Genomic DNA, 18,259 nt, shown 5'->3' with positions numbered 1-18,259 from the left:
GTGACGTGAGCAGTGACGTGAGCGGTGATGTGAGCGGCGTCGTGTCGGCGGACCACGCCGAGGGGTACCGGGCGGGCCGGACGCTGCCGCTGCGGGTGGAGGCGATGCGCCAACTGCGGCGCCGCCGCACCCTGGTGATCGGCGCGGTGCTGGCCGCCCTGCCGTTCGTGATGCTGGCCGCGTTCCAGATCGGCGGCACCCCGAGCCGCCCCGACCGGACCACCTTCATCGACCTGGCCACCGCTTCCGGGCCCAACTTCGCCGCCACCATGCTGTTCGTGGGCACCGGCTTCCTGCTGGTCATCCCGGTGGCGCTGTTCTGCGGCGACACGGTCGCCTCCGAGGCGAGCTGGTCCTCGCTGCGCTACCTGCTGGCCGCGCCGGTGCCCCGGGCCCGGCTGCTGGTCCGCAAGTTCGCGGTCGGGCTGGCGTTCTCGGCGGTGGCGGTGGCGATGCTGCCGCTGATCGGGCTGCTGGTCGGCACCGCCGCGTACGGCTGGGGGGACCTCAAGCTGCCCACCGGGGCCAGCCTTTCGGCCGGGGAGGCGCTGCCCCGGCTGGCCGTGGCGGCGGCCTACGTGTTCCTCGCCGAGATCGTGATCGCCGCGCTGGCGTTCTGGCTCTCCACGGCGACGGACGCGCCGCTGGGCGCCGTCGGCGGGGCGGTGTTCGCGTCGATCATCACCGGGGTGCTGGACGCCGTCACGGCGCTGGGGGGCCTGCGGGAGTGGCTGCCCGCGCACTGGCAGTACGCCTGGGCGGACGCCCTGCAGCCGCAGTTGGAGTGGGGCGGCATGGTGCAGGGCGTCTCGCTGTCGCTGTCGTACGCGGCGGTGCTGCTCGCGCTGGCGTTCCGGGGGTTCGCGCGCAAGGACGTGGTGTCGTAGGGCCGTCGTGCTGCGGGCCCGCCGCGTGGGTGCGGCGGGCCCGGGGCGGATGCCCGGGGGGCCCGGGGCGGGGTCAGGCGATCGGGGCGTTCGCGCGCTCGATCCGCTGGGTGCCGGTGCGGGTGCGGTAGGAGCGGGTCCAGCTGCTGGTCGCGTCCTTGCGGGTGCGGTCGGAGAGGACGTAGTAGTCCATCTGGGTCTGCTCGGGCGTGATGTCCAGGACCCCGTAGCCGTGCGAGTCCAGGTCGACCCACTTGACGTGCGGGTTGGCCGTCCTGATCGCGGTGGCGGCCGCCAGTGAGACGGTCTGCGGGGCGACCTTCAGCAGGTCGTCGACGTTGTCGGAGGTCACCGAGGTGACCACGAACTCGGTGGCGACGCTGCCGGACAGCGGGTAGGTGGCGGCCTCGTTCGGGACGTCGGCGGCCCAGGCGGAGTGGATGTCGCCGGTCAGGAAGACGGTGTTGGTGATGCCGTTCGCCTTGAGGTGGCCGAGCAGCTCGCGGCGGTCGTGGGTGTAGCCGTCCCACTGGTCGGGGTTGACCGCCACGCCCTCGCCGGGCAGGCCGAGCAGCTTGGCCAGCGGGCGCAGCAGGTAGTCGGGCAGCGAGAGGAAGGCGACCGGGGAGATCATCACCTCGTTGCCGATCAGCCGCCAGGTGGTGTCGGAGGCGGACAACCCGGCCTTGAGCCAGTCCAGTTGGGCGCGGCCGGTGAGGGTGCGGTCGGCCGAGTCGACGGCGCCGCTGCCCGTCTTCGCCTGCTGGGAGCGGAACGAGCGCTGGTCCATCAGGTGCAGGTCGGCGAGCTTGCCGTAGCGCAGGCGGCGGTAGGTGGTGCCGGCGATCGAGGGCCGGACCGGCATCCACTCGAAGTAGGCCTGCTTGGCGGCGGCCATCCGGTCGGCCCAGGCGCCCTCGGTGCCCGGGGTGTGGTTCTCGGCGCCGCCGGACCAGGCGTCGTTGGCGAACTCGTGGTCGTCCCAGATCGCGATGGTCGGGAGCTTGGCGTGCAGGGCCTGGAGGTCGTCGTCGGTCTTGTACTGGCCGTGCCTGGTGCGGTAGTCGGCGAGGGTGAGGATCTCGTGGGTGGGGGCGTGCGGGCGCACGACCGTGCCGCGGGCGCAGAACTCGCCGGTCCTGTACTCGTAGATGTAGTCGCCGAGGAAGAGGAAGGCGTCCAGGTCGCCGCGGGCGGCGAGGTGGCGGTAGGCGGAGAAGTAGCCGCCCTCCCAGTTGGCGCAGGAGGCGACGCCGAACCGCAGCCGGGAGAGGGCGGCGTCGGTGGCGGGGGTGGTGCGGGTGCGGCCGGTGGGGGAGACGGCGTTGCCGGTACCGGCGGTGGTGGTGGCGGTGAAGCGGTACCAGTAGGGGGTGTCCGGGGTCAGGCCGCGGACGTCGGCCTTGACGGTGTGGTCGGCGGCGGCGGTGGCGGTCACCGTGCCGCTCGCGACGACGCGGGTGAAGGCCTGGTCGGCGGCCAGCTCCCAGCGGACTTCGGTGTCGGGGCCGAGGCCCGAGCCGGGGAGGGCCTCGGGGCGGGGCGTCACCCTGGTCCAGAGCAGGACGCCGTCGGGGAGGGGGTCGCCGGAGGCTATGCCGTGCAGGAAGCGGGGGGCGGCTTCGGGGCCCTGTGCGGCCTGTGCGGCCTGGGCGGCCTGGGCCGGCTCGGCGGCTTCGGCGGGGGTGGGGAGGGCGATCGGGAGGGCGGCGGCCAGCGCGCCCGCCTTCAGGACCTGGCGGCGGCGCGGGTGGGCGGGGGTCATGTCATGGACAAGATCGTTCACGTCCGGAAGGTTACCCGTTAGTAAAGCGTAGGTAAATCAGGTGAACTGACGACCTGTTGTGAAGCGGGCGCGCGTGGTTGCCCGGGGCCGGCGGGCCGGGGAAGTCGGGTCGCCGGAACATGCGGGATCATGGGGGAGTACCCGCCCTCAGCTGCCGAAGGACCCCGACCGTGGCCCAGATCGTCCTCTTCCACTCCGCCCTCGGGCTGCGCCCCGCCATCCACGCCGCCGCCGACCGGCTGCGCGCCGCCGGGCACACCGTGCACACCCCGGACCTGTACGACGGGCGGACCTTCGACGACATCGAGGCCGGACTGGCGTACCAGGAGGAGGTCGGCGGCAGCGAGGAACTGCTGCGCCGGGCCGTCACCGCCGCCGCTCCGCTGTCGGACGGCGGCCTGGTCTACGCGGGCTTCTCGCTCGGCGGCTCGCTCGCGCAGAACCTCGCCCTCGCCGACGAGAAGGCCCGCGGCCTGCTGCTCCTGCACGGCACCTCCGACCTGCGCGAGGACGCGGCCACCGAGATCCCGGTGCAGCTGCACGTCGCCGAGCCGGACCCGTTCGAGACCGAGGACTGGCTGAACGCCTGGTACCTGGGGATGCGGCGGGCCGGGGCCGACGTCGAGGTGCACCGCTACCGGGGCGCCGGGCACCTGTTCACCGACACCGAGCTGGCCGACTACGACACCGAGGCGGCGGAGCGGGCCTGGGCCATCGCGCTGGACTTCCTCGGCGAGCTGGATTCCTGACCGGGAGGCGAGGGGGCGTCGGGGCGGCCGGTCAGCCGGCGAGCCCCGGCACCACCAGGCCGGACTCGTACGCGATCACCACGGCGTGGGTCCGGTTCTGCGCGCCGAGCTTGGTCAGCACGTTCCCGACGTGCGTCTTCACCGTCTCCAGGCTCACCCTGAGCGACTCCGCGATCTCCGGGTTGGACTGGCCCGTGGCCATCGACCGCAGCACCTCCTCCTCCCGCACCGTCAACGCCGCCCGGGGCAGCGCCTCGGCGGAGTCCAGCGGGCGGGCGGAGACCATCCGGCGCAGCGCCGCCGGGAAGAGGATCGCCTCCCCGGCCGCCGCCACCCGCACCGCCTCCGCGATCTGCCGCACCGGAAGCCGCTTCAGTACGAAGCCGCTCGCCCCCGCGCTGAGCGCGGCGGTGACGTAGCCGTCGTTCTCGAAGGTGGTGATCACCACGACCTTCGGCGGCGCGGCCGACTCGGCCAGCAGTTGCCGGGTGGCCTCGATCCCGTTGCGGCGCGGCATCCGTACGTCCATCAGGACGACGTCCGGCCGAAGCTGCTGCGCCTGCTCGACCGCGGCGACGCCGTCGGCCGCCTCGCCGACCACCGTGATCCCCGGCTGCACCGAGAGCAGGGTGCGCAGGCCGCTGCGGGTCACCTCGTCGTCGTCCGCGATCAGGAGGGTGACGGGGGTGTTGCCCGGGGTGTTGCTCCGGTCGTCGGGCGTGGCGTCGGTGGGGTCGGGGCCGGTCATGCCGACAACCGTACGGGCAGCTGCACGGCCAGCCGCCAGGCCCGGGGCCCGTCCGGCCCGGCCTCGATCTCGCCGTGCAGCAGCCGGACCCGCTCGGTCAGGCCCGGCAGGCCGTGGCCGGACGTCGGGAAGGCGCCCTGGCGCGGGCCCGTCCCGGTCCGGTTGACGACGCTGAGCTCCAGGGTGTCCGGCCCGGCCGCCACCCGGACCTCGATCGGGCCGCCGGCTCCGTGCCGCAGCGCGTTCGTCAGCCCCTCCTGGAGGATCCGGTACGCCGCCCGGGAGAGCGTCCCCTGCACCTGCGCCAGCTCGCCGGACAGCTCCGGCTCCACCACCGCGCCGGCGTGCCGCAGCCGGTCCAGCAGCTCCGGCAGGTCGGCCAAGGTGCGGGCCGGGGCCGCCCCCGACTCCTCCTCGCGCAGCGCGCCCAGCACGTAGTCCAGGTCCTCCAGGGCGGCCCGGGTCGACTCCTCGATGCTGCGCATGGCGGCCCGAGCCGCCACCGGGTCGGCGGAGAGCACCTCGCCCGCCACCGCCGCCTGGATCGTGGCCGCCGTCAGGGTGTGCCCGATCGAGTCGTGCAACTCGTGGGCCAGCCGGTTGCGTTCGGCGAGCCGGCGCTCCCGGTGCGCCGCCATCGCCAGCCGCTCGGCCGCCGACGGCCCCAGCAGCTTCGGCGCCAGAGCGCGCAGGGCGCTCGCCACCGCCGCGCACACCACCGGCGCCAGCAGCAGGCAGGCCGCCGCCACCACCCAGCTCCAGGCGCCCGTCACCTGCACCGACCGGCCGGGCCAGCTCAGCCGGGCGTCACCGGAGACCCAGCCGCCCGGCAGGGCCACGGCCGCGCCGAGCAGGACGAGGCTGACCAGGCCCCCCAACCAGCCCAGCGCCACGTGCAGCAGCAGCCACAGCGGGGTGCGCCAGCGGTCGGTGCCGGGGAGGTCCGCCGCCAGGGTGCCGGGCGCCGGATCCGGCAGCGGCACCCTCAGCAGCCGGCGGGCACCGCTGATCAGCACCCGCCGGGTGGTGCGGGCCAGCCCGACCACGGCGAGCAGCGCCGCCCAGACCAGCAGGGTGAGCACCGCCTGCGCGAGGTAGGGGGCGGACGGCCAGGCCATCGCCGGCAGCATCGCGAACGGCAGCAGCGGCAGGCTCGCCAGTGCGCCGAGGAAGGCGAACAGCACACCCGAGTACGTGGAGCCGCGCAGCAGCGGCCGGATTCCCCTGATCATGATCACCAGTATTGCGGCGCAGCTCATGGGGGGCCTCCCCCGATCGGGGGAGCGTTCGGTCCGGCCTTTCGGCTCGGGTGGGAGAGCTACGGCGAGGCGGCCCCGGCGGCATCGGCGCGGCCCCGGGTGAGCAGGCGGGTCGTGCTGCCGTCGTCCTCCGCGATGTCGCGGACGTGCCGGAAGCCGATCCTGCCCAGCAGCGCCAGCGAAGCGAGGTTGGCGTCGGCGACCGTCGCGTGCACCTCGGTCAGTCCCAGGGCGGTGAAGCCGTAGTCGACGACCGCGGCCGCCAGTTCGGTGCCCAGGCCGCGGCCCCACGCCTCCGGGGCCAGCGCGTAGACGATCTCGAAGCCCTCGACCACGGTGGTGGGCTTGATCTCGGCGTGCCCGACGAGGCGGCCGCCCTGCCGGACGGCCCAGACGTCGAACCGGTTCGAGGCGTAGACCTGGCTGAAGATGCGGCCGAACAGGGCCCGGTCCTCGGCCTCGGACTGCGGGCCGTCGCCCATCCACCGGGACACCTGCCGGTTCTGGAACAGCGCCACGAAGTCCTCTTCGTCCGCGAGGACGTACGGGTCGAGCAGCAGGCGCCGGGTACGCAGGGTCGGGGTCACGCCGGGCGACGGTACGGGGGCCGCCGCCCGCCCGGCAAGCGGTTTTCGGGAGGCCGGAGCACCGGTGGCGATCGCGGTCGAACGGGTGTCGGGGCGGCGTCGTGGGGATCACATCGCGGGCTCCGAACGGGCGGATATCATCCGGGAATGGTCAACCTTCGCACCCGCACGGTGGTTTTCGATCTCGACGGCACGCTCTGTTTCGACGGGCGGACGATCGACAGTCGGATCCTGGCGGCGATCGGGGAGTGCGAGCGGGCCGGGTACCGGGTGGTCTTCGCGTCGGCCAGGCCGGTGCGGGACATGCTGCCGGTGCTCGACGGCGCCTTCCCGGCCGCGATGCTGATCGGCGGGAACGGGAGCCTGGTGTCGGTCGACGGGCAGGTGCGGGCCCGGGCCGTGTTCGAACCGGCGGTGCTGGGCGGGCTGATGGCGGCGGTCGCGCGCCACGAGGCGGGCTACCTCGCGGACGGGCCCTGGGACTACGCGTACACCGGGCCGGTGGACCACCCGATCCGGGGCCGCGTCGACCAGGGCGGCCTGGCGAGCCGGGTGGAGCTGGCCGAGCTGCCCGAGGTGGTGAAGTTCCTGGTCGTCGAGGCGTCGGACATGGCGGCACTCGCCGAGGCCGGCCGGGGGCTCGGGCTGATGGTGAACCACCACCTCGACGAGGCGATCATCGACTTCGCGCCCGGTTCGACGACGAAGTGGGAGGCGCTGACGTCGATGGGCATCGGCGCGTACGCGGCCTTCGGCAACGACATCAACGACTTCGACCTGCTGCGCAACGCCGAGCGGGCGGTGCGGGTCGGCACGCACTCCGGGCTGGACGGCGTCGCCCATGTCAGCGTCGCGGCCGAGCCGGAGGCGGTGGCGGCGGAGATCGCGCTGCTGGCGCGGGCGGCGGAGGAGCGGTAGAGCGCCAGGGCCTGGCCACCGCAGGTGCCTGATCCGGGCATCGAGGTCGCCGCAGCGCAGGAAGTCGGACAGGCCGACTTCCTGCGCTGCTTTCATGTGACGCAGGTCACGCCGAACGCAGAACCTGCGCGCGGTCGCGGGCGTCTGGCTGGTGTGAGATCACGCAGGAGAGCACTGGACGAGCTGGACGAGGAACGCCTCGTCCGGCTGATCGCCAGAAGTGACCGCGCGGCGTTCGACGAGCTGTACCGGCGCACGTCGCCGTGGCTGGCGGTGCGGCTGCGCCGCCGCTGCGCGGACGAGCAGATCGTCGCCGAGGTCATGCAGGAGACCTATCTGGCGGTGTGGCGCGCGGCCGGCGCGTTCGCCGGGAGCGCCGTCGGCGGGACGGCCGTCGGATGGCTGTGGACGATCGCGGCGCGCCGCCTCGTCGACGCCTTCCGCCGCCGCGCCCACCACGCCGAACCGCCGGCCGCCGCCGCCGAGCGGGCCGTGGTGCCCGCGGCGGAGGAGGAGGCGCTCGCCGGGACCGTCGGCGGCGACGTGGGCGACGCCCTGCGGCGGCTGGCGCCGGAACTCCGAGACGTACTGCAGGCGACGGTGCTCGACGGGCTCTCCGTCCGGGAGACAGCCGTCCTGCTCAGACTGCCCGAAGGCACGGTCAAGACCCGTGCCCGCCGGGCCCGGATCGCGATGCGGGAGGCGCTGGCATGAACGCGGAACACGCGTCGAGGCGGCTGATCGACGACTACGCGCGTGGTGACACGGCGATGGCCGCGGACACGGTGTGGGCGCTGGAAGCCCACCTGGAGACGTGCGCGCCGTGCCGGAGCCTGTTGGCGGCCTCCGTGGCCACCGAGGCGCCCGGCGTCGCCGCGCTCGTCGACACCGTCCGGGCCGGTCTGGACGCGCAGTTGGACGCGGCCGTCGGGGCACCCCGGCGGCGGCACCGCCCGACCTGGGTGTCGGCCTGGCTGACCCCGGCCATGACCCCGTGGCTGGCGATGACCGCCGTCGTCACCCTGATGGCGCTGCTGCTGGACGTGGCCGCGCCGGCGAAGGTCTTCGGCGGCTCCTCGATGGTGGCGCTGATCGCGCCGGTGCTGCCGCTGTGCGGTGTCGCCGCATCGTGGTCGCGCGGTCTGGACCCGGCGCACGAACTGACCGCCTCGACCGCCCGGGCCGGCCTGGCCCTGCTGCTCAGGCGCACCACCGCGGTCCTCGTGGTGGTCGTGCCCGGGCTCCTGCTGGGGGGATGGCTGACCGGGAACACGACGGCCGGGCAGTGGCTGCTGCCCTCCCTGGCCTTCACCTCCACCGCCCTGGCGCTGGGCAGCGTGGTCGGCGTGACCCGCGCCGCCGTGGGGCTGGTGGCCGCGTGGGGCGCCGCCGTCGTGGTACCCGCCTTCGTCACCGGCCGCATCCCCGCCGTCCTCGAACTCGCCTTTCACCGCGACCAGTTGCCCGTGTGGGGGCTGCTCCTCACGCTCGGCATCTGCGCCGTGATCACCCGCAGGGACGCGTACTCAACGCTGTGAAACCCATGTCCACCCTGGAAAGGGACCATCGCATGACGTATACGGCGAGCGCGGCCGACACCGCGCCGAAGACCTACGCCTGGGAGATCCGGGCCAGCGGCCTGAGGGTACGCGTCGGACGGAGCAAGATGGCCGTCGACGGGCTCGACCTCTCCCTGGGCATCGGCGCCCACGGGCTCCTCGGGCCCAACGGGGCGGGCAAGACCACCCTGATCCGGACGCTGGCCACCGTGCTGCGCCCCACCGAGGGCGAACTGGAGATGCTCGGCACCCCCCTGGGGGGCAGGGTGGGCGACCACCGGGCCCTGCGCCGTCAGATCGGCTACCTGCCGCAGGACTTCGGCTACTACAAGCGCTTCACGGTGCGCGAGTTCGTCGAGTACATGGCCTGGTTGAAGGAGGTGCCGAAGGCGGACATCCCCGGGGCCGTCCAGCGGGCCGTGGAACGGGTGGGCCTGGCGGACCGCGCCGACCACCGGATGAAGACCCTGTCCGGCGGCATGGTGCGGCGGGCCGGCATCGCCCAGGCCATCGTCAACTCCCCCGCGGTGCTGCTGCTGGACGAGCCGACGGCCGGCCTGGACCCGGCGCAGCGGCTGCGCTTCCGCGAGCTGCTGCAGGACCTGGGCCGCGACACCTGCGTGGTCGTCTCCACCCACCTGGTCGAGGACGTCGCGGCCGCCTGCTCCGACGTGGTGCTGTTCGCCGACGGCCGCCTCGTCTTCCAGGGCACGCCGGACGAGCTCGGTGCGGCGGGCACCACCGACCACCCGGGCGACAGCCCCCTGGAGCGCGGCTACTCGGCGCTGCTCCGCAACTCCGGCCAGCAGGGGAGCGCCTGGTGAACGGACGTGTGCTGCGGACGGAGCTGAGGCGCTCCGCCGCCCCGTGGGCCGGCATCGTCGTGCTGGCCGGCAGCCTGGCGGTCTTCTTCCCGTTCGACGCGTTCTGGTGGCACGGCACCGCGGCGTGGACGGCCCAGTGGACCACCATGGCCATGTGGACCCGGTCCCTGCTGGCCTTCTGGTGGCCGTTCGTGATCGGCATCGGGGCGGTGTACGGGCTGCGCGAATCCCGCTCGCGGATGACCGAGCTGCTGACGACCACGTCGCTGCCGGCCTGGCGCCGTGCCGCGCTGCCGGCCGGTGCGATCGGGCTCGCCGCGGCGGTGGGCTTCGGTCTGCTGGTCCTGGTGGGCGGAGCCCAGGTGGCGGCCGGTCCGACCACCTACGCAGCCCTCGGCTGGCTGCCGATCTCGCTGGTGGCGGTACTGGCCCTGGTCGCGGGTGCCGTGTTCGGCATGGGTGTCGCGCGGGCGCTGCCCTCCACCCTCACCCCGCCGGCCCTGGTGGTGATCGTCTTCGTGGGGACGGGCCTGTTCCTGCGCATGAACAACGAGGGGTTGGTGCCGACGGGCGGGGTGTCGAACCGGTTCGCCCAGCTGTCCCCGGCGACCGTGGAGCCGCGGCAGATGCTGCTGACCCTGTCCGGCTCCGTCCACCTCGGCCAGACGCTCTGGCTGCTCGGCCTGCTCGCCACCGGCTTCGCGCTGCTGGCGGCCGTGACCCGCCGGGCCCAGTTGCTCGCGGTGACTCCCGTCCTGGCCGGTCTGGGCCTGGCCCTGCTGGTCCTCCCGGCCGCCGCGCGCGACACCTACGTCGTCGACAAGGCCGCCGCGGCGCTGGTGTGCGACGGGCCGGTGTGCGTGACGCAGGCGAGCCGTTCACACCTCGCCGAGCTCGCGCAGCGCAGCAAGGAGGCGATGCCCGTGCTGCGCGACGCCCTGGGCGACAAGGCACCGGCCTCGGTGCGGGAGGACACCACGCTGCACGAGCTCGCCGAGGCGCGCGAACTCTCCGCGGACGTGCTGCTGGTCGACTTCAACGACCGGATGCTCGCCGACGCGAAGGGCGAGAAGCTGACCCGCGCGCTGATCGCCAGGGGCCTGGCACCGAGCTGCTACCCGGACAACGACAAGGAGGGCGGGGGGAGCCACGACATCCCCGCCCAGAGCATCGCCGTGAGCTGGGCCCTCCACGACACCCAGCTCCAACCGCTGCAGGAGAAGGGCACCAGCCGGTACGCGCTGGAGACCTGGGCGGAGGCCGACCTCGCGTGGCAGAAGCTGATGGCGCTGCCGCCGGCCGAGCAGCGCTCGCGGATCGTCGAGCTGCACGCCGCCGCGCTCTCCTGCGAGGCGTACAAGCAGGTTCCGAAGCTGGCCGGGGGAGCGTCGCGATGAGGTGGCTGATGCTGTACGCGCGTTCACGGCAGGTGTCCACGTCGGCCGCCGCGGTCGCGTTCACCGCGCTGGTGGTGTGGGCCTTCAACCGGGGCGGCGGCGGCACGGGTGCGATGGACGCGGACGCGATCAACCCGATCGTGTACTTCGTGCTCGCCGCGAGCGTGGCGGCCGGCTCCGTCGGGCTCGGCGGGCAGGACCCCGCACTGGACAGGACGGCCGCGATCCGGTGGGTGCCCCGCCGGGCGGCGCACGCGCTGCTGATCGGTGTGGTCGCGGGTGCGGCGCTGCTGGCGGTCCAGGCGGTGGGGCCGAGGTTCGCCCCCACCGAGGTCGTCGTCCGGGACGCCGCGGGCCTGGCCGGCCTGGCCGCGTTCGGGACGGTGCTGTGCGGGGCGCACCTCGCCTGGACCCTGCCGACCGCGTGGCTCGCGTTCGCCGTCCTCTCTCCGCCGCTGCCGCCCAACACCGTGGGGAAGGCGTTCGGTTGGATGTCCTTCCCCCCTGGCACGGAGGCGTCGACCTGGACCGCGGTGGCCCTGCTGGTGACCGGCGCCGGGGCCTACGCCCTGGCGGGGCCGCGCAGGTAACGGGCCCGCCGCGCGCCCCGCTTCCCCTCGGCGAGTCGGGGGAGCGGGGCGTTCTGCTGCGGGCCGTCAGTCGCGGCTGCCCAGGGTGTCGCGCGAGACCTGCCAGAGCAGCGCGGCCGCCTCGGGGTCGAGGGCGTGCGCGGAGACGCCGTTGCGGGCGCTGAGTTCGCCGCGGACGGCTTCGTTGCAGTCCTCGAAGTAGCGGCCGCTGACGCCCGCCAGCAGCGGTGAGGCCGCGAGCAGGACGGAGGTCGCCGCGCCCTGCTCGGTGGTCTTCCACAGCAGCTCGGCGCCGTTGGCGGCCTGGGCGCGCAGCCGGTCGAGCTCCTCCTCGGAGACGTGGCGCTGGAGGGCGGTGCGGATGCCGCCGGGCATCAGGGCGTTGACGGTGATGCCGTCCGCCGCCCAGCGCTTGGCGGCCTCGACCGCGAACAGGACGTTGGCGGTCTTGGACTGGCCGTAGGCGGACCAGGGCTCGTAGGCGCGCTCGCGGAAGTGGATGTCCTCGAAGACGACGGGGGAGCGGTGGTGCGCGCTGGAGCTGACGGACACGACGCGGGCGCCGCCGTCCCGGGCCAGGGCCGCGTGCAGGCCGGTGGCCAGCGCGAAGTGCCCGAGGTGGTTGGTGGCGAACTGGAGCTCCCAGCCCTCCGGCGTGCGGAGTTCGGGCGAGGCCATCACGCCGGCGTTGTTGACCAGGATGTGCAGGGGCCCGTCCCAGGCGGCGACGAACGCGGCGACGGAGGCCTGGTCGGCGAGGTCCAGCGGTGCGACCCGGACGTCCTTGTTGCCGGTGGTCGCGGTGATGTCCTCGGCGGTGCGGGCGCCGGCGTCGAGGTCGCGGACCGCGAGGGTGACCTGTGCGCCGGCCGAGGCGAGGGCGCGTGCGGTCTCGACGCCGATGCCGGAGGCGCCGCCGGTGACGACGGCGCGGCGGCCGGTCAGGTCGACGCCGGAGATGACCTCGGCGGCGGTGGACTCGGCGCCGAAGGGGGTGGTGAGGCGCGGGGTGTTGGCGTTCATGATCTTCCCGTCTGGCTGGGTGACCGGAGCTGGGGGTGCGCGGGAGAGGGCGGCCGGTAGAGTGGAAACCGGAGGGCCCTCCGCATGTCTCCAGGCTAAGCGGAGCATCCTCCGTTTGCAACCCGAGGAGGACCAGCCGTGACCACCGCCGACCCCCGGCCGCTGCGCGCCGACGCGCGCCGCAACCGCGACCGACTGATCGAAGTGGCCGCACGGGCCTTCGCCCAGGACGGACCGGACGCGACGCTCGGGGCGATCGCCAAGGAGGCCGGCGTGGGCATCGGCACCCTCTACCGGCACTTCGCCACCCGTGAGGAGCTCGTCGAGGCGGTCTACCGCAGCGAACTCGCCAAGCTGTGCGACTCCGCCGCGGAACTGCTGGACGGCACGGAACCCGACGCCGCGCTGCGCGCCTGGATGGACGGCTTCGTCCGCTACATGACCACCAAGCGCGGGATGTCCGACGCGCTGCGCGCGCTCATGGCCTCCGGCGGGAACCCCTTCTCGCACAGCCGGGCGATGCTGACCGCCGCGATCACGCAACTCCTGCGGGCCGGGGCCGAGTCGGGCGTGCTGCGCGCCGACGTCGAACCGGAGGACGTGCTGTTCAGCCTCAGCGGCCTGTCCATGGCCGCGACCACCCCCGAGCACCACGCCCGGATGGAACGCCTCCTCGACCTCCTGATGGACGGCCTGCGCTACCACGCCGCCTCCGGGCGGGGCGTCGGCTGAGAAGAACGGACGAAGGGCGCCAACCGTACGCGGCTGGCGCCCTTCGTCGTGACCGTGGCCGGGCCGGCCCGGCCCGGCCGGTCAGAGGAGCTGGAAGGTCCACTCCTGCTTCCAGCCGCCCTCGCAGCTCCACACCCCGAGCTGCTTGAAGTCGGAGTCGTGGGTGAGGCAGTTGTCGTCGTCGATCTGGACCCGGTACTTGCCGTTGCCGAGGCCGACGAACTGCCACTTCTGGTTGGGGGTGCCGCCCCACGCCTGCTGCTCGGCGACGTAGGTGTCGGGGTTCTCGGTGAGGTTGTACCCGAGGTCGTTGACGATCCGGTAGCGGTCCCCGCCCAGCGGCTTGATCGTCCAGGTGGACCCCTTGTACCCCAGGATCCCGCCCACGATCGGCGCCCCCCAGGTCGAGGTCTCGGTGGGGGCCGACGCGCCCAGGCCGTTGGAGAGCTTCAGGAACAGCGGCCGCTCGGTCGGGACGGTCGGCTTGGTGTCCGGCTTCGGGTCCGGCTTCGGCTTGGGGTCCGGCTTGGGCTTCGGGTCCGGCTTCGTCGGGTTGGTCGGGTCGGTCGGGGTGATCACGCCGCCGGACGCGGACTCCAGCACCCACGCCTGCTGCCAGCCCGACTTGCACGTCCACACGCCGAGTTGCTTGAAGTCGGCGTCGTGGGCGAGGCAGTCGTCGTCGGAGATCCGGATCTGGTACTTGCCGTTGCCGACTCCGACGAGCTCCCACTTCTGCTGGGAGGAGTTGCTCCACGGCTGGAGTTCGGCCATGTAGTTGCCGTTCTCGGTGAGTTCCAGCCCGTACGAGCTGGTGATCCGGTAGCGACCGCCGCCGACCGGGGTGAGCTTCCACTTGGACTCGTTGCCACCCCGGATCCCGGCGACGACCGACGCGCCGGCGGAGCCGTTGACCGGGACGGCGCCCAGGCCGTTGTCGAGCTTCAGGGTCACGTCGGCGCCGTTGCTACCGCCGCCTCCGCCGGGCGTGGGCGGGTTGGTGGTCGGCGGGGTGCCGCCCCAGGCCCAGTTCTGGTTGGGCGCGTCGCGCCGGTCCTCGGAGCCGCAGGCCCAGGCCGCCACCGTGCTGCCGTTGGCGGTCTGGCCGTTGAAGTCGTCGATGCAGACGTCCTTGGACCGGTCCTCCATGTCCGTCATGTGCCGGAAACCGCCGCCGGCCGACATGTTCCAGCGCTGACCGGGGATCTCCAGGCAGTCCCAGACCTGGAGCTTGGTCCCGTTCGCGGTCCTGTTGGCCTCCAGGTCGAGGCACTTGCCGTTGGCCGCCTGGAGCTTGTACCCGTTGTAGGTCCACTTCTGGGCGTCGCTGCCGTTGCACTCCCACATCTGCACGGGGGTGCCGTTCGCGTTGCCGTTGCCGTTGACGTCCAGGCAGGCGTGGTAGCCGGGGCTGGAGTCGGGGGTCAGGCTGCCGGTCCTGGTGCCGTAGCCGGACCGCGCGGGGAAGTGGATGGTGCGCACGTCGCCGTCGCACTTGTAGGGCCGCGCGGTGCCCGCCCGGCAGGTCCACGGCTCCTTCTTGACGGTGTCGCCGTCATTGCCGATGAACGCCCAGTTCATGTAACCGCCGTCGCCGCGGTTGCGAATGGTCGAATCCCCCTGGAAGACCCAGATCCGGAATATGTCGTAGCCGGAGGGCTCCTTCTTCTCCTTGTCCAGGAAATGGTTGAGCTTGTAGGTGGTGTCGATCAACACCCCCTTCATGTCGGACTTGTACTCGTTCTTGAACCACTCGGTGTCATACAGGTCGGTGCCCACGGTCTTGAACACCATGACGTTGAACCCGGGAAACCTCGCGCTCAACTTCGACGCGGTGCTCTGGGTGAACTCCGCGTTGTCCAGCTTGTTGAGGTTGGCGGCGTTGCGCATGAGCCTGATCGTGTCGAAGGCGGAGCCGATCAGCGCGGTCATGCAGTTGCCGCCGCCCACCGAGGCCGGGGTGCCGCAGGTCTTGTCCACGGGGGCTGCCGCAGGCGCGGCCTGGGCCTGTGCGCTCAGGCCGGAGACCATGGCGACTGCGGCGATCCCGCAGGCCAGGGCGCGTTTGAGGCGGGACAGGGATTTCATATCGGATTCATCTTTCTGGTCGGCAAAGATGGATCGTAGGTTCCGGAATCCTCCGTCCCGCGACTCCATACGGAATCCATATGGCGGGCCGGGAGGTCTTGACGCCTTTTCACGCACCGCCCCGGAACGGTGGACTCCGCGGACCGGGCAGCAATGCCGGTGGCCGGCCGTGGAAAGGTCGAGGACCCGCGCCGGGCGGGTCAAGCCGGCGCCCCGTGCGGCCCTTCCGGGCATCGACCCGCCAGTGCCGCTCTGCCGAACGGCAGATGCCTGACGATTCATCATGTGCTGGGGGGCGCACCGTTCCTCCGTCGTGCGTAGGCTCGGCCCGTGCAGACCGAACCGATGCCTGACACGCGTCGCCGCCGCGCGGTGTATGCGGCGGCGACGGCAGTGGTCGCGGCTCCGGCGGTGATCTCCCCGGCGAGTGCGTGGATCGGGGTCGTTGCCGCCGTCGCGGCGATGGCGGCCGCGATCCTGCGCCGGCCGCTGGGTCCGGTCGCCCCCGTCCTGGTGGCCGGCCTGGTCGCGGGGCTCTCGCTCGTCGCGGACGCCGCCTATCCCGGACCGCGGGGGTTGGTGCTGCCGTGGCTCCCGGTCGAATTCGCGGCCATGCTGGTGCTGGCCGGGAGGGTGATCCGGCGGGAGCCGGTCCGCCGAGCCGCCCTGGCCGGTTCGGCGTTGGCACTCGCGCTGATGGCGCTCCCGCTGCGCTTCACCCTCCTGCTGCCGCAGGCGGTCCTCGCGCCGTCGGTGGTCGCCGTCGCCATGGCGACGTTCCCGGTGGCCGGCGCCGTCGGCGTCGGGCTCTACCTGCGGGGCCAGGACAACCAGCGGGCCCGCGCCGTCCAGCGGGCCCGCCGGGAGCAGCGGCTCGCCGTGGGCAGGGACCTCCACGACTTCGTCGCCCACGAGTTGACCGGGATCCTGCTGGAGGTCCAGGCCGCCCAGGTCAGCGCCTACGACGAAGAGGAGAACAGGGAGCTCCTGACCCGCCTGGAGGCGGCCGGTCTGCGGGCGCTGGACTCGATGGACCACACCCTCCGGACGCTGCGCGACCCGGAGGCGCCCGCGCTCGCCGAGCCGCCGCCGACCAAGGTCCACGGCCTCGCCGACCTGCCGGAGTTGGTGGAGCGCTTCCTGGCGTCCGGCACGACCGGCGGCTCCCTGGAACTGGAGCCGGGCCTGGCGGGGACCGCCCCGCACCCGATCCAGGACGCGGCCTACCGCGTCGTCCTGGAGGCGCTGACCAACGTCCGCCGGCACGCCCCGAGCGCGGACCGGCTGGAGGTGGAGGTGGTTCGCGTCCCGGGCCCCGCCCTGCGGGTCACCGTCACCGACGGCGGACGGCAGGGTGGCCCCGGCGGTCTGCCGGACCGCCGACCCGGCGGCGGTGGCACCGGCCTGGCCGGCTTGTCCGAGCGGATCGGCGCCCTCGGCGGGGACCTGTCGGCCGGACCGCACGCCCGTGGCTGGCGTGTCCGTGGGGAACTGCCGCTGCGACCGGGCCGGACGGGGCGGGGCTGACGGGCTGGAGCTGACGGGTTTCTGACGGTCCGGAGGTTGCCTGCCGTCTGTCGGTGGGTGGGGCTAGGGTGTGAGCTGCGGCCACGCCGGTGGGTACCGGTGGCCGCACCGGCGTTTCCGTCGCCAGTGCCATGGCGACGGACGCGGACGCAGAAGATGGGAGGGCCTGCGAAGTGTCGACAACGTCAGAGTTCCGTGGCTTCAACCTGGTGCGGCGTGGTTACGAGCGCCAGCAAGTCGACCGCTACCTCAGTGCCCTGTCCGAAGCCGGTTCACCGCCGCCCCCGCCGGCGTTCGAGGTCGTGTGGCGGGGCTACGACCGCGAGCAGGTCGACGCGCGCATCGCGGACCTCCTGCGCGGCAGGGGCACCAGAGGCTAGGGGCTAGATCAGGCGGGCCGGATCCTCGGCAGCTCGGTTGAGACCAGTTCGGCGGCGCGTACGGGGTCGCCGTGCGCGCGGGTGAGCAGGGCCTCGATGTCGTAGCCCGTCGGCTCCGAGGCTGCGTGGATGTCGAGGGAGCGGTCCCAGCCGCAGCGTTCCATCGAGACGGCGGCGTCCAGGTCGGGGCGGAGCCGGTGGAGCGTGCAGACGAGCTCCCAGGCGAAGGCGTCCAGGCGGGCCCGCCGTACCGGGTTGCAGGCGTTCACGGCGTCGGTGATCCAGTCGTCGCCGGGCTTGTACTCCGGGAGGGACGGCAGGAGTTCGGGGGCGCCCGTGATCGGCTCCGCGCTGAAAGTGAGGACGTGTGCGCCCTCGGGGTTGCCGACCAGTTCGGCCAGGAGCGGGACGACGCGGGGGTCGCGCCGACCGGCCAGTCCGTGGATTGCTTCCATCCGGGTCTCGTCGTGCTCGTCGGCCGTCCGCGCCCAGAGCGCGGCCCGGATCGCGGGGCTGTCCGCCCGGGACTGGACGCCGAGGGTGAACGTCGCCCAGTCGCGGACGTGCGGGTTCTGGTCCTGGGTCAGCCCGATGAGGGTGTGGATGTCCGGCCCGTCCGGCAGCCCGGTGAGGACCTCCGCGAACGAGCGGGCCACCTCCTCGCGGACCTCTGCGGCGGGGTGCCCGGCGAGGGCGACGAGGACGGGGACGGCGCGCGGGTCGCGCGTCTTCTCGATCGCGCGCGCCAGGGCGCGCAGCACGTGCTCGTCGGTCTCCCGCTGGGCGAGGGCGACGAGCGCGGTGGCCGTTTCGGTGCGGACTGCCTCGTGGTGGTAGTTGGTGTCGCGCAGCAGGTCGCAGCCCACCGCGCGCTCGATCGGATCGGCGGAGCCGATGAGCTCCAGGCCGAGCGGCAGCGCCGCCTCGTCGGCCGCCGCCCGCCACAGCACCGGTGCGTACTCGTTCCAGCCGTCGTGGTCGTCCGGGTCGTCCGAGGCGGTGATGGCGCGCTTTGCCGACAGTGCCCGCGTGACCAGTTCCGCCACGGTGTCCGTTTCCATGCGGGCATTCTGGTGCACGAAACCGCGAGTGCGCGCGGGAATTGTCGGCCCGACCGCGCTTCCGGTCCACGGCCGCGTCGGCGCCGGCGGGCGTGTGCGGGCGTGTGCGGGTGTCGCCGGATGTCCCCGAGAAGGATCTTGACG

18 protein-coding genes are annotated in these 18,259 nt (G+C 73.3%); 11 read left to right on the top strand and 7 right to left on the bottom strand.

The features are described 5' to 3' along the window. Positions 1-5: 5 nt before the first annotated feature. Positions 6-887, top strand: coding sequence for an ABC transporter permease (locus OG556_RS08880; protein ID WP_371516649.1), 882 nt, complete (start codon positions 6-8; stop codon positions 885-887). Positions 888-960: 73 nt separating this feature from the next. Here OG556_RS08880 and OG556_RS08875 read toward each other — a convergent pair whose 3' ends face one another. Next, positions 961-2,652 carry an alkaline phosphatase gene (locus OG556_RS08875; protein WP_371522629.1) on the bottom strand — a complete coding sequence of 564 codons (1,692 nt, stop codon included), beginning with the start codon at positions 2,650-2,652 and terminating at the stop codon, positions 961-963. A gap of 140 nt (positions 2,653-2,792) precedes the next feature. Here OG556_RS08875 and OG556_RS08870 point away from each other — a divergent pair, with 140 nt between their 5' ends. After that, positions 2,793-3,422 carry a dienelactone hydrolase family protein gene (locus tag OG556_RS08870; RefSeq protein ID WP_371516648.1) on the top strand — a complete coding sequence of 210 codons (630 nt, stop codon included), beginning with the start codon at positions 2,793-2,795 and terminating at the stop codon, positions 3,420-3,422. Between the two features lie 31 nt (positions 3,423-3,453). Here OG556_RS08870 and OG556_RS08865 read toward each other — a convergent pair whose 3' ends face one another. The 3 genes from OG556_RS08865 to OG556_RS08855 form a co-directional block, all read right to left on the bottom strand. Then, complete coding sequence (locus OG556_RS08865; protein ID WP_371516647.1) at positions 3,454-4,170, bottom strand: response regulator; 717 nt, start codon at positions 4,168-4,170, stop codon at positions 3,454-3,456. Further along, a complete protein-coding gene (locus OG556_RS08860) occupies positions 4,167-5,402 on the bottom strand; it encodes a sensor histidine kinase (protein WP_371516646.1) in 1,236 nt (411 codons plus the stop codon). The genes OG556_RS08865 and OG556_RS08860 overlap by 4 nt, the downstream gene beginning before the upstream one ends. A gap of 86 nt (positions 5,403-5,488) precedes the next feature. Then, positions 5,489-6,016, bottom strand: a complete 528-nt coding sequence (locus OG556_RS08855; protein WP_371516645.1) for a GNAT family N-acetyltransferase — start codon at positions 6,014-6,016, stop codon at positions 5,489-5,491. 147 nt (positions 6,017-6,163) lie between these two features. On the opposite strand from OG556_RS08855, the gene OG556_RS08850 reads away from it, so the two are divergent. The 6 genes from OG556_RS08850 (at position 6,164) to OG556_RS08825 (ending at position 11,304) form a co-directional block, all read left to right on the top strand. Then, positions 6,164-6,934 (top strand): HAD hydrolase family protein, encoded by a 771-nt coding sequence (locus OG556_RS08850; protein ID WP_371516644.1) that lies wholly within the window; start codon positions 6,164-6,166, stop codon positions 6,932-6,934. A 153-nt stretch (positions 6,935-7,087) separates the two neighbouring features. After that, positions 7,088-7,648, top strand: a complete 561-nt coding sequence (locus tag OG556_RS08845) for an RNA polymerase sigma factor (protein ID WP_350884320.1) — start codon at positions 7,088-7,090, stop codon at positions 7,646-7,648. Next, positions 7,645-8,472: a zf-HC2 domain-containing protein gene (locus tag OG556_RS08840; protein WP_371516643.1), complete on the top strand. Its 828-nt coding sequence runs from the start codon at positions 7,645-7,647 to the stop codon at positions 8,470-8,472. Before OG556_RS08845 ends, OG556_RS08840 begins: the two co-directional genes overlap by 4 nt. Positions 8,473-8,504: 32 nt before the next feature. Continuing rightward, on the top strand, positions 8,505-9,317 hold the full coding sequence (locus OG556_RS08835; protein WP_371516642.1) for an ABC transporter ATP-binding protein: 813 nt from the start codon (positions 8,505-8,507) through the stop codon (positions 9,315-9,317). Then, a complete protein-coding gene (locus OG556_RS08830) occupies positions 9,314-10,714 on the top strand; it encodes a hypothetical protein (RefSeq protein ID WP_371516641.1) in 1,401 nt (466 codons plus the stop codon). Before OG556_RS08835 ends, OG556_RS08830 begins: the two co-directional genes overlap by 4 nt. Then, a complete protein-coding gene (locus OG556_RS08825; protein WP_371516640.1) occupies positions 10,711-11,304 on the top strand; it encodes a hypothetical protein in 594 nt (197 codons plus the stop codon). Before OG556_RS08830 ends, OG556_RS08825 begins: the two co-directional genes overlap by 4 nt. Before the next feature lie 66 nt (positions 11,305-11,370). Here OG556_RS08825 and OG556_RS08820 read toward each other — a convergent pair whose 3' ends face one another. Further along, positions 11,371-12,327 carry an SDR family NAD(P)-dependent oxidoreductase gene (locus OG556_RS08820; RefSeq protein WP_371516639.1) on the bottom strand — a complete coding sequence of 319 codons (957 nt, stop codon included), beginning with the start codon at positions 12,325-12,327 and terminating at the stop codon, positions 11,371-11,373. A gap of 138 nt (positions 12,328-12,465) precedes the next feature. Here OG556_RS08820 and OG556_RS08815 point away from each other — a divergent pair, with 138 nt between their 5' ends. Further along, positions 12,466-13,059 (top strand): TetR/AcrR family transcriptional regulator, encoded by a 594-nt coding sequence (locus OG556_RS08815; protein ID WP_371516638.1) that lies wholly within the window; start codon positions 12,466-12,468, stop codon positions 13,057-13,059. An 81-nt stretch (positions 13,060-13,140) separates the two neighbouring features. Here the strand turns inward: OG556_RS08815 and OG556_RS08810 are convergent, their stop codons facing one another. Further along, positions 13,141-15,147 carry a ricin-type beta-trefoil lectin domain protein gene (locus tag OG556_RS08810; RefSeq protein WP_371516637.1) on the bottom strand — a complete coding sequence of 669 codons (2,007 nt, stop codon included), beginning with the start codon at positions 15,145-15,147 and terminating at the stop codon, positions 13,141-13,143. Between the two features lie 345 nt (positions 15,148-15,492). On the opposite strand from OG556_RS08810, the gene OG556_RS08805 reads away from it, so the two are divergent. Beyond that, positions 15,493-16,674 carry a sensor histidine kinase gene (locus OG556_RS08805; protein WP_371516636.1) on the top strand — a complete coding sequence of 394 codons (1,182 nt, stop codon included), beginning with the start codon at positions 15,493-15,495 and terminating at the stop codon, positions 16,672-16,674. 173 nt (positions 16,675-16,847) lie between these two features. Next, positions 16,848-17,054, top strand: coding sequence for a hypothetical protein (locus OG556_RS08800; RefSeq protein WP_371516635.1), 207 nt, complete (start codon positions 16,848-16,850; stop codon positions 17,052-17,054). 8 nt (positions 17,055-17,062) lie between these two features. On the opposite strand, the gene OG556_RS08795 is transcribed toward OG556_RS08800, so the two are convergent. Continuing rightward, positions 17,063-18,115 (bottom strand): HEAT repeat domain-containing protein, encoded by a 1,053-nt coding sequence (locus OG556_RS08795; RefSeq protein WP_371516634.1) that lies wholly within the window; start codon positions 18,113-18,115, stop codon positions 17,063-17,065. Positions 18,116-18,259: the final 144 nt, after the last annotated feature.

Origin of the sequence: Kitasatospora sp. NBC_01300 (genome assembly GCF_041435235.1) — a bacterium.
In the GTDB taxonomy this organism is placed as follows: domain Bacteria; phylum Actinomycetota; class Actinomycetes; order Streptomycetales; family Streptomycetaceae; genus Kitasatospora.
The sequence above is the reverse complement of the archived record's forward strand: the minus strand, read 5'-3'. Positions and strand labels throughout refer to the sequence as shown.